This window comes from Polaromonas sp. P1_F6 (assembly GCF_056405695.1).
In genome coordinates this window covers 103,823-115,053 of sequence record NZ_JBFUBQ010000005.1, presented here as the reverse complement: position 1 = coordinate 115,053, position 11,231 = coordinate 103,823, and the positions used below count along the sequence as shown (strand labels likewise).

Here is an 11,231-nt window from a genome sequence, read left to right as displayed (position 1 = left end):
GGTTCACACCCGCGCGCGCAACCACTGCGCCAGGTCCGTCATGACCCGCAAACCGACAGGCGATACGGCAGTGAAATGGATACAGGCATGAATCGCCTCCGGGTAGTGCCGGTGCGCCACCTCCACCCCGGTCGAGGCCACGCGCAGTGCGAGGGCATGGCCTTCGTCACGCAACGGGTCGTGGCCCATGGTGGCCACCCAGGTGGCGGGAAGGTTCGCCAGGCCCCCTGAGTCCAGCAAGGCAAAGTCAGGATGCTTGTCCGCACCGGCCTGCTTGCCGAGATAGCTGGCCATAAACCACTGCATCACGCCCATGCTGAGAAATTTGCCTTCGTTCTCCGGGTAGGAGGCACTGGGCTGGCTGGGGTGTTGTGCCACCGGATAGATCAGGCCGAGCGCGCGAACGGCTTTTGCGTTCACGCGCCGTGATGCCACCAGTGCCAGCTGTGCGCCGGCGCTGTCGCCGGCCACCGCGATACGGTTTGCGTCGCCGCCCAACGCAGAGGCATTTGCCAGTACCCAGCGCAAGGCGGCCTCGACGTCGTCAGGTGCGGCGGGGAAGGGGTGCTCCGGCGCCAGCCGGTAATCCACCGCCACGACCAGCATGCCGGTGTGGTGGCACAGCGTGCGGCAGACCTTGTCATGGGTCTCCAGGTCGCCGATTACAAAACCACCGCCATGCGCATACAGCAGCACAGGCCAGGGGCCGATGGTGTCGGGGCTGTACACGCGCAGGCGCACGGGGCCGCCCGGACCGGGAAAGCTGGTGTCATCCACTTTCCCGATGGCCGGGGCCGGCAAACCCAATGTGTCGGCCAGCTCGCGGTAAACCTGCCGTGCGATGGCAGGTGGCAGGCTTTCCAGCGGCGGATTGCCTTGCGCGGCGGCCTGGGCCAGAAAGCCGGCCAGGCCAGGGTCCATATCGGCCGTCTCCAGCACCGGCTTCACAACAGCATTCATTCGAGAGTCTCCTCATGGGTGGGTAACGTGTTCATCGCAACAATTTGCCGTCGCGGGCGCGCATGCCGATCTCGACATGGTCCGAGGCGTGGTGCCGCTCCCGGCCGAACGAGAGCCTGAAGCCGCCCAGGTCCAGTGCTCCAAGGCTTTCAATCGCCTCGCCGAGGCGCAGCCCGTCGGCGCGGGGCCCGGCGCGGCGCAGTGCCTCCGTGCAGACACGCAGATTCAGGTAGGACTCCAGGCCTTCGAAGGTCATAGCTTCGGGGCCGATGAAATCGTCTGCATCGCGCTCGAGCTCGCGCACGATGGGCAGGCGGGCCACCTCGGGATTCGGCACCACGCTGGTGTAGCCCACCAGCCGGTTGCGGAACAGCCGTGTCAGCTGCGTCAGCCCCGCCGTCGACAAAGTGGCGACGGTGGACGGCACGCTGTCATAGGCTGAGGCCGGAAGCCGCCCCAGCGCATCCAGCACCTCGTTGCCCAGGTTGAGGACCAGGGCCTGCGGCGCGGCCTTGGCCACGTCGCGGAATGCCGCTTCGATGGACGCCAGCCGCGCGTCGGCGGTGATGCGTGTGACCTGCCGGCCGTCGCGTTGCAAGGCTGCCACCAGCGCCTCGGTGCGCGCCGGTTCGGAACCGTCGGCCAGCACCGCCACCCGGGTGACGCCGATGGATGCCAGCTGGCGCACCAGTGCATCGGCCTCGCGCGCATCATCCGGTCGCAGGCTGAAAACATGGCGGACATCGGGGGAACGCAAAGCCGACGCGCCCGACATCGGGCCGACCAGCGGCACGCGAAGTTCGCGCGTGGCCTGGGCAGCCTCAAGGCAGGCCCGTTCACCGAGGCAATTGGCAATCAGCACCGCCTTGTGCTGGCCCACCAGGATGCGCAGGTTGGCCGCCACACGCCGTGGGTCACCGCCGTCATCCAGCGTCACCAGTTCAACGCGTCGCCCGGCAATTCCGCCCGACGCGTTGACGCGCTCCACATGCGCGCGGGCGCCGGCCAGCACGCGGTTGGCGACCGGAAAGCCCGCACCGGTGAGCGGCAGAGACTGGCCGACGACCAGGGTGTCGGGCGCGGCATGGCTTGCCGCGGCCGCGCCCAGCAGCATCGCCGTGCCAAGAAGCCTGCGCGTGCGGCGGGTCAGTGTGTCGCTACGCCGGCTCATACCGGCACTCGTGCATTGACCGGCATGGGCAGGGCCACCGCCGGCCGCAGCAGGAAGTAGCCCAGCGCGGGCAGCAGGACCAGCGCCCCCACCATGTTCCACACAAACATGAAGGCCAGCAAAATGCCCATGTCGGCCTGGAACTTGATGGGCGAAAAAGCCCAGGTGCCAACGGCTAGCGCCAGCGTGATGCCGGTGAGCAGGACCACGCGGCCGGTGAACTGCAGCGCGTGGTGGTAGGCCTCGGACAGGCTGGCGCCTTCCCGCATGCGGGCCAGCGTGATGCTGAGCACATAGAGGGCATAGTCCACGCCGATGCCCACGCCCAGCGCAATCACCGGCAGCGTGGCAACTTTCACCCCCATGCCCAAGCCCACCATCAGCGCCTCGCAAAGGATCGAGGTCAGCACCAGCGGCAGTACCGCCACCACCACCGCACGCCAGGAGCGAAAGGTGACCCAGCACAAAATCACCACCGCTGCATACACCCACAGCAGCATCTCGCGCATGGCCTTGCCCACCACGATATTGGTCGCCGCATCAATGCCGGCGCTGCCCGCGGCCAGCTTGAAGGTGACGTCCTGCGTGTTGTTGATCGCAGCGAAGCGGTCCACATCGGCCACCACGCGCGCCAGGGTTTCGGCCTTGTGGTCCTTCAGGTAGACGTACAGCGCGAGGAATGAGCAGCTCTGGTTAAAGAGTTCGCGCGGCGCGCGCGTCTGCACCCCGCCCAGGGCGCCTTCATTGGGGAGCAGCTCAAACCACTTGAAGTTGCCTTCGTTGTAGCCCACCATGGCCAGCTTGGACAGCGCGGCCATCGAGTTGGTGGACTCCACCCCGGGCAATTGTTCAAGCTGCCAGGCCAGGGCGTCCACCTTGGCCAGCGTGCCGTAGGCCGTGCATTTATCCGCGGGTGTGGTCACCATCACAGTCAGGATGTCGGCGCTGGCCGCGTAGTGGGCGATCTGGTAGGCGTTGTCCTGGTTGTAGCGCGAGCAGGGCCGCAGCTCGGACGCGCCGGGGTCGAGGTCGCCGATTTTCAAGTGCAGGCTGATGGCATAGCCGCCTGCGGCCATGAGCGCCGCAACGACCACTGCTGCCGTGGCCCAGCGCTTTTGCGTGAAATGGTCCAGCAAGGCCCATAGCCATGAACGTTGCGCCCCCTGTGATGCTTCCTGGCGCAGGCTGCGCGCCGCCGCAGCAGGGGCCACACCCGCATAAGACAACAGGATGGGCAGCAGCACGAGGTTGGTGAAGATCAGAACCGCCACGCCGATGCTGGCAATCAGGGCCAGGTCCTGGATGACCTTGATCTGGATGATGACCAGCACCGCGAAGCCCACAGCATCGCAGAGCAGGGCGGTCAGGCCTGCGACGAACAGGCGCCGGAAGGTATAGCGGGCCGCCACCACACGGTGCGTGCCGCGGCCTATGTCCTGCATGATGCCATTCATCTTTTGTGCGCCGTGGCTCATGCCGATGGCAAACACCAGGAAGGGCACCAGAACCGAATAGGGGTCAAGCTCATAGCCCAGCAATGCCAGCAAGCCGAACTGCCAGACTACCGCCACCACCGAACACGCCACCACCAGCGCGGTGCTGCGGGCGCAGCGGGTGTAGGCAAAAAGAACCGCGGTGGTGATGGCAAGTGCCAGCAGGAAGAATAGCAACACCTGATGCAGGCCCTCGATCAGGTCACCAGCCACCTTGGCGAAACCGGTGACGCGGATCTGCAGCGCATCGCTGCCGTGCTTGGCGCGCAGGACTTCGATCTGGCGTGACAAATCGCCATAGTCCAGTGCCTTGCCGGTGTCCGGGTTGCGGTCCAGCAAGGGAACAAACACGATGCTGGACTTGAAGTCGCCCGCCACCAGCTGGCCGATTTCCCCCGAGCGCTCGACGTTGGCGCGCAGCCCGGCCAGGCTGGCAGGCGAGCCGTCGTAGGCATCGGGGATCACCGGCCCGCCGTCCAGGCCTTCTTCGGTCACGGCCACCCAGCGGGTGTTGGATGTCCACAGCGACTTCATGAAAGGCCGGTCCACGCCGGGCAGCAGGAAGATTTCGTCGTTGATCTTCTGCAGCGCATCGAGGTAGGCCTTGTCGAAGATCGTGCCCTGCCGGGCCTCCACCACCAGCCGCAGCGCATTGGCCTGGCCGCCGAGATCGGCCTTGTGGGCCAGGTAGTTGACGATGTAGGGGTGGCCCGTCGGAATGGTTTTTTCAAAACTGGCGTTGAGCTGCAGCTTGGTGGCCTGCCAGCCCAGCACGAGGGTCAGCAGCAGGCACACCGCCATGACCCAGGGCCGGTGATTGAAAAAAGCGCGCTCAAGCAGCGTGCCCGAACGCGTGTCAAAGTCTTCAAGCCGCGCGACGACGGGCTGGGTATCTGAAGAGGAAGCGGAGGAGGAGGAATCGGCGTGCATAAAGTTTCGCTGTTGGCGGCGTATGTCTCTTCGTTGTTTTCAGTTAGCCGGCAGTGCGGGCAAGTGCCGCATGCCACGCAGGCTTGCCAGCACCAGGCTGCCGTCGGCCGCCAGGGCAACGCCGGAAACCGGAACCGGCTCGCGTGCCGGGATGCGCCGCAGGCCGGGCCCGCCTGCGGTGCCCATCAGGGCGTCGCCCGCCTGGCTCATCAGCACAAAACCGCCGTCCGGCAAAGCCATGCCGGCTCCCACCGCCATGGGCACGCCGGTGTCGAGCTTGTCCCAGTGCACGCCCTCGTCTGTCGAGCGATAGGCTGAGCCGCGCAGGCCGTAGGCCACCAGCGCGCCGCCTCGGGTGCGCAGCAGGCCGAAAAAGCTGCCCTTGTACGGTGACTGCAACGCGGTAAAGCTGGCCCCGCCGTCACTTGAGCGCAGCAGCAAGCCCTGCTCACCGGCGATCACCAGCGTGCGGCCGTGGGCGCGCACGCCGTACAGATGCAGGGCTTTCGGGTTGGGCAGCCGCGGCCCCCACGCGGTCCATGTCTTGCCGCCGTCTTCGGTAGCAAAAATCAGGTTGTAAGCACCGACGGCAAAGCCGCGCCGGGCATCCACAAATTCCAGGTCAAAAAATGGTTTGTCTGCACCTTCTTCAACCAGATGCTCTGCCTGCGCCATGGCCTGGCTGTCGCCACTGCGCTGCGCAGCCTGCTTCACCAGCTCGGCCGCCTGGATGCCATCGAGCTGCTTTTCCCAGGTGGCCCCGCCGTCGACGCTGCGCAAAATCACGCCCAGGTGTCCTGCGGCCCAGCCGGTGCGTTCATCGGCGAAACACACGGCCGTCAAGGTGGCTTGCACAGGCACCTGCGCCTGTCGCCAGGTGGCGCCATGGTCATCCGACAGCAACACCGTGCCGCGCTCTCCCACCGCCACGAGCCGGGTGCCGGCCCGTGTCACGGCCAATGTGGCCGCGCCTGACGCCTTGGGCGTGACCAGCGCCGGCTGTGACAACACGGCGGGCCCGTTGGCAGCCCACGCGGGGAGTGCAGCGGAGGCCACCCAGCCGAGCAGCCCCATCAGGGCTGCCCGCCGCGCAGCGCGAGGCTGGGCACTTCCGGTCATCAGCGAGCGCCTTCGCTGGCGAGCGATTCAGCGCTGAAGAAGGAGCGCGGAATCGGCGGCTGCACTTCGTACTGCTTGGGCAGCTCGTTGGAAGCCATGTTCAGGTAATAGGCGCCGGTCTGCATGTCATAGCCGCCCCACAGCACGACGTTGGTCACGGCCGGAATGTCCGGTGCCGTCAGCATCAGTGCGTAGTTGGTGCGCCAGAGCTGGCCTTTGGCGTCCCAGCCGTCGAACAGCGCGATCTGCCAGGAGTCTTCGTCGATGTAGTACTTGCGCTTGGGCACCACGTGGCGCTTGCCGGCAGCCAGTGTGGCTTCCACTTCCCATACCCGGTGCAGCTCCCAGCGTACCTGCGCAGGGTTCAGCGTGTTGGGCGTCACCAGGTCTTCGATCTTGGCCGAGGCGGCGCGGTTGTTGTTATAGGGAATGTAGATTTCCTTCTTGCCCACCAGCTTGAATTCGTGCTTGTCGATCGGGCCAAACAGCGTGAAGGCCTCGTCGAACAGACCGATGCCGGAGGTCACCGAGTCGGGTGTGTCGTAGGCCACGGAAGGCGCTTTGCGCACGCGGCGCTGGCCCACCAGGTACTGCCACAGGCCGCGCGGCGCGGCATCCGAAACACCGTCGAGCGCGAGAATGGCTTCGCCCGCCTTGGAGCCCGGCGCGTTGACCACCAGCTTGCCGTACTGGTAATAGCCGTCGAACTTCTCGGCGGTGCCGTCCTTGTCGTAGAAGGCCTGGCGTATGGTTTGCGTGCCGCCGGAGGCCATGGTGCGCTTGCCATCGGACGTCACCACCCACACGCGCATCGGCATGGAAAAGTTGCCGCCGCGCCAGGCTGTGCGCTGGTTCCACATGGCTTCATAGCCGTCTTTGGGAATCGGAAATGGTGTGCCGCCAAAAGCGCCTTCCATGCCGTAGCCACCTTCAATGGTCTTGGCCCGGGTGGCGTTCCTGAAGGTGTTGTCGTACACCGACTGCGGCGCCGCCGCGGTGCGGTGCGTGGGGTACACGTCGACGCGGAAGTCGGGGTACTTCTTCATCAGGGCCTGCACGCCGTCGGTCAGCTTGTCGGCGTGCTGCGCCATGTTTTTGGCGTTGATCGACAGGATGGGTTTTTCGTTGGGGTAGAGGTCGGGCCGCGCGTCGCCGTTCTTGTAGCCCGGGGTGGCCTTGGCGAGGCCCCCTTCCCACGGCGGAATGGTGCCTTCCTTGTTGCCGGCTTTCTCGGCGCCCATGGGCGTCAGCGAGGATTTGAGTTTGGCGGCCTCTTCGGCGGTGACAGCGGCCTGGGCGGACATGGCGCCGGCCAGCAGGGCGGCCACGAGCAATGAAAGTTTTGCGGTCTGCATCATGATGGTTGTCTCTGTAATGTTTTTCAGAAAGTGCGGGAAGCGGTGAAGGAAACGTAGTTGCGGTCTTTCAGTGTTTGCCCATAAGACAGCATGCGGGTGGGGGTTCTGGGGTCCGTGACGGTCAGGGTGTTTTCCTTGCCGAAGAAGGCGGTGTAGTTCAGGGCGAAGTTCCAGACGTTCTGGTATTTGCCCTTGATGCCTATGCTCACGTCGCCCGCTTGGCTGGCCCCGCCAGCAAAGTTGATAACGGCTGCGGAACGGCCGCCGAAGTTGTAGCCCAGGCCCAGCGGGATGGACAGGTCCAGGCCCGGCAGCACCTGGAAGTACTGCGGCTCAAAGATCATGCGGAACGCCGCGGCGTTCCGCGTTGCGTTCGGGTCCAGCCCGCCAAAGCCAACGGCGCTGGGGTTTTTTGTCACGCTCATGAGCCGGTTCCAGGCCAGTTCGGCCACCAGGGCGCCGCCGTCCCACAGGCTGGACTTGTTGAGTACGTAAATGCCCGACAGATTCAGGTGCGCCGTCTTGCCGGTTGCATAGCACGGGTTGGAGGGCGAGCCGTCGCAGTTGACTGGTGGCATGAAGGGTGCGCCGCCCAGCACGGCGGGATCGCTGGCCAATGGCGCGTCGGTGCGCACCGAGCCCTCCAACGCCCAGTTGAGCTGTCCTATCGACGAAGTGACGCTGGCACCAAAAGTCTTGATGCCCTTGGCGTAGACGTTGTGCACATTGCCGTTGATCAGGTCGAACACCGGAACGGCCGGGGTCTTGTCGTTGTAGCGTGCCGCGTACACGCCGAACTCATAGTTGCCGCCGGCCGGCGCCCAACGCAACTGGGCGCCGAACTGGCCGCTGTCGCCCGGCTTCTGGTCGCGGCTGGTGTCGGTGGGCAGCACCGGCCCGCCGAGATAGACACGGCCGCCGCCTATGTAGTCCTGGTTCGAAAAATAGCTGCCGACCCCGGGAATCTTGCTGGGCCGCCACTTGAGCTGGTAGTAGCCGCCCAGCGTCACGCCATCGGCCACCTGCAGCGTGCCGGAAATCTGCTCCACCGGCAGCAGTACTTCCTTGAATTGCCAGTTCGGCACCGAGACGATTTTTGCGATGTCCACCGGGCCTTGCGCGTTGGCAATGCCGTTCTGGCCGAAGAACACGCTCTCGCCATACTGCAGCGCGTGCTTGCCGACGCGGATCGAGGCTGGCATGCTGCCGATGGATCCCTTGCCCCAGACGAAGGCGTCGAGGAATTCGTCTCCACGGCCATGCTGCTCCCGGGTTGCCGGGACGAACTGGTTGGCGGCCTGGCCGGCGAAGTTGCTGACGCCGGCCGTGCCGTCATTGGCATTGGCGCGAAGGTACTGCGAGTCGTACCAGGCGGAGTGACTGATGCGCAGGCCCCAGTTGCTGCGGCTGTAGTCAAATTCGGTCAACAGGTCGGCGCGGTTGGAGATCAGGCCCTTCTTGAAGTTGAGGTCGCCGTCGTTTTCATTGGTCACACCGCCATCGCCGCGGGCGGCCGGCGAGGTGAGCAGTGCGGACGGGTCCTTCAGCCGCCAGGCCAGGCTGTACTTGGGTGTGAAGTCCAGCCGGATTTTGGTGTCGGGGTCGCCGTTGTCCAATTCCAGGGCGTGGACCGGCAGTGCGCAAGCCAGGCCGCAGGCCAAGGCCAGCGTGGCTGGCCTGAAGGGGGTGAATACCTTGTTCATCGAATGTCTCCTCGTTATGTGTCGTTGTTACGTGAATGGGGGATGGGTGCCCTCGCACCCGTGGCGTGTCAGCGTTAGATGTAGTTAGATATAGGTAGAGGCCAGGCCGCCATCAACGGGAATGTTGGCGCCGCTGACCCAGCGCGCGGCGTCGCTGCATAACCAGGCGATGACGGGTGCGATTTCGTCGGCAAAGCCAGGGCGCAGCATGCGATGCGCATCGGCTTGAACGCGCTCCTGGCCCAGCATTGCCACGAAGTCGCCCAGGATGGGTGTGAACACCGGGCCGGGCGCCACGCAGTTCATGCGCACGCCTTTGCCCAGGAACCACTCCTGCGACTGCGTGGCGTTCCAGACGATCAGGGCTTCCTTGAAGTACTGGTAGCAGGTCGCCTGCGGCACCGGGTGGCCGCGCAGCCATGCGGCGCCGGCTTCAAATCCTTTGGCTGCCGCCAGCTCCTTGTGCAGGGCCAGCCGCTGCGGCCATTCGGCGCCCAGGATGGACGCCACGTTGACGATGCTGCCGCCGCGCGGCATGCGCGCCAGCACCTTTTCCGTCAGATGCCGCAGGCCCAGGTAGTTCACGCGGGCCACCAGCTCGCCGTCAGCCGTGCCGGGTACGCCGGCGATGTTGCACAGCGCGTCAACCTGCGCCGGCAACTGGGCCACGGCGGCATCGATGGCCGCGGCGGTGCCGAGGTCGGCCTTGATGAAGCCGCCCAGCGTCAGGCTGGGATCGTTGCGGTCCATGCCGATGACCGTGGCGCCCTGGAAGCGCGCCAGCCTGGCCACCTCGGCGCCGATGCCGGACGAGGTGCCGGTGATGACAATGGTTTTGCCTTGCAGGCTCATAAAGCCTCCCGGGTATGCGGATTCATGAAGGTCTCCTTGATGTGGTGAGCCAAAAAAATCGAAAAAGCCGAAAAGTCGAAGCGTTCCGTTAGAACGGGAACATGGGCGCGGTGTCCTTGACGGTCATCCACTGCCACTGCGTGTATTCCTCCCAGTCGGACGGGCCGCCCACGCTGGTGCCGTTGCCCGCGATGCCGGGGCCGCCGAAAGGGTTGACGCAGTCGTCGTTGACGGTCTGGTCGTTGATGTGAACCATGCCGGCCTTGAGCTGCTGCCCCACGGCCATGGCGCGGCCCACGGAGCGGGAGATGACGGCGCAGGCCAGGCTGCCGCTGTTGTTGTTGGCCAGCGCGACCGCTTCCTCGTCACTGCCGAAAGTGACGATGTTGGCCACCGGGCCGAAGGTCTCTTCATCGAACACGCGCATGCCGGGCTTGACGCCGGACAGCACCGTCGGCTTGTAGAACAGGCCGTCGTAGCTTCCGCCGGCTTCCAGCTTCGCGCCGGCCTTGATGCTGTCCTGCACGATGGCATGCACGCGATCGCGCTGGCGCGCATCGATCAGCGGCCCGAGCGCAACCTGGCCTGTGGCGCCGTCGCCGACCGGCAGGTGCGTGGCCTTGGCGACCAGGCGCTGCAGCAGCGGGGCCGCGATGCTCTGGTGAACGAGGATGCGGTTGGCGGCCATACAGATCTGGCCCTGGTGCAGGTAGGCGGCCCAGGCGGCGTTGCTCGCGGCGATGTCCAGGTCGGCGTCGTCCAGGATGATCAGCGAGTTCGCGCCGCCGAGTTCCAGCGACACTTTCTTCAGGTGCTTGCCCGCGAGCTCGCCGATGCGCCGGCCCACCGCGGGCGAGCCGGTGAAGGCGATCATGGGCACCAGCGGGTCGGTGACCAAAGCTTCGCCGGCTTCGGCGTCGCCGGGCAGCACATGCAGCAAATCCCTGGGCAGGCCGGCCTCCGCAAAAATGCGCGCGATCATCAGGCCGCCGGTCACCGGCGTGCGGGTGTCGGGCTTGATCACCACGGCGTTGCCCGCGGCCAGCGCCGGGGCCACCGCGCGCAGCGTCAGGATCAGCGGAAAGTTGAAGGGCGAGATGACACCCACCACGCCGTGCGGCACGCGGCGGGCGATGCTGGTGCGCCCCGGTACGCTGGGCAGCACATGGCCCTGGGGCTGCAGCGGCATGGCGGCGGCCAGGTGGCAGATGGTGATGGCTTCGCGAATCTCATGCTGCCCCTTGGGCAGGATGCCGCCCGTCTCACGCGTGGCATACAGAGCGAGTTCATCAAAGTGCTGCTGGAACAGCGCGCCGGCGCGGCGGAAGACGTCGGCCCTCTCGCGCGGGGGCAGGGCGGCCCAGGGCTTTTGCACGTTGGCCGCCGCCCGCGTGGCCGCGGCCACGTCCGCCGCATTGGCGATGCCCACCGTGCACATCACTTTCCCGGTCGCCGGCTCGACCACGTCGCGCTTCCCGCCGCCTAGCGGCGCTTGCGTCAGCGCGGAAAAATCCAGAAATGCCATCGCGTCGGATACACCCATTTGCTTTTGTCCTTACGGTTGTTTGATCAGCTCGCCACATCGGCGCGTCGTGCTCCTGTATCGCAATGCATGTACCAGCGCCGCGCGAAAGAGTCCGCTTGC

The 11,231-nt window shown here is 65.8% G+C and carries 8 protein-coding genes; all 8 read right to left on the bottom strand.

Annotation, left to right across the window (positions count from 1 at the left end):
* Positions 1-3 precede the first annotated feature (3 nt).
* Positions 4-960, bottom strand: a complete 957-nt coding sequence (locus AC1DY9_RS15920) for an alpha/beta hydrolase (RefSeq protein ID WP_477667010.1) — start codon at positions 958-960, stop codon at positions 4-6.
* A gap of 31 nt (positions 961-991) precedes the next feature.
* Entirely contained in the window at positions 992-2,131 is a 1,140-nt protein-coding gene (locus AC1DY9_RS15915; protein WP_457281823.1) for an ABC transporter substrate-binding protein, read from the bottom strand.
* A complete protein-coding gene (locus AC1DY9_RS15910) occupies positions 2,128-4,554 on the bottom strand; it encodes an efflux RND transporter permease subunit (RefSeq protein WP_477667009.1) in 2,427 nt (808 codons plus the stop codon). The genes AC1DY9_RS15915 and AC1DY9_RS15910 overlap by 4 nt, the downstream gene beginning before the upstream one ends.
* 39 nt (positions 4,555-4,593) lie before the next feature.
* A complete protein-coding gene (locus AC1DY9_RS15905) occupies positions 4,594-5,673 on the bottom strand; it encodes a WD40/YVTN/BNR-like repeat-containing protein (protein WP_477667008.1) in 1,080 nt (359 codons plus the stop codon).
* A complete protein-coding gene (locus tag AC1DY9_RS15900; protein WP_457281820.1) occupies positions 5,673-7,031 on the bottom strand; it encodes a DUF1329 domain-containing protein in 1,359 nt (452 codons plus the stop codon). Before AC1DY9_RS15900 ends, AC1DY9_RS15905 begins: the two co-directional genes overlap by 1 nt.
* A 23-nt stretch (positions 7,032-7,054) precedes the next feature.
* Positions 7,055-8,734, bottom strand: coding sequence for a DUF1302 domain-containing protein (locus AC1DY9_RS15895; RefSeq protein ID WP_457281819.1), 1,680 nt, complete (start codon positions 8,732-8,734; stop codon positions 7,055-7,057).
* A gap of 84 nt (positions 8,735-8,818) precedes the next feature.
* The gene (locus AC1DY9_RS15890) at positions 8,819-9,586 is read right to left on the bottom strand and encodes a coniferyl-alcohol dehydrogenase (protein WP_477667007.1); all 768 of its coding nucleotides are present in this window, start codon (positions 9,584-9,586) and stop codon (positions 8,819-8,821) included.
* 88 nt (positions 9,587-9,674) lie between these two features.
* A complete protein-coding gene (locus tag AC1DY9_RS15885) occupies positions 9,675-11,129 on the bottom strand; it encodes a benzaldehyde dehydrogenase (protein WP_477667006.1) in 1,455 nt (484 codons plus the stop codon).
* Between the last annotated feature and the right edge of the window lie 102 nt (positions 11,130-11,231).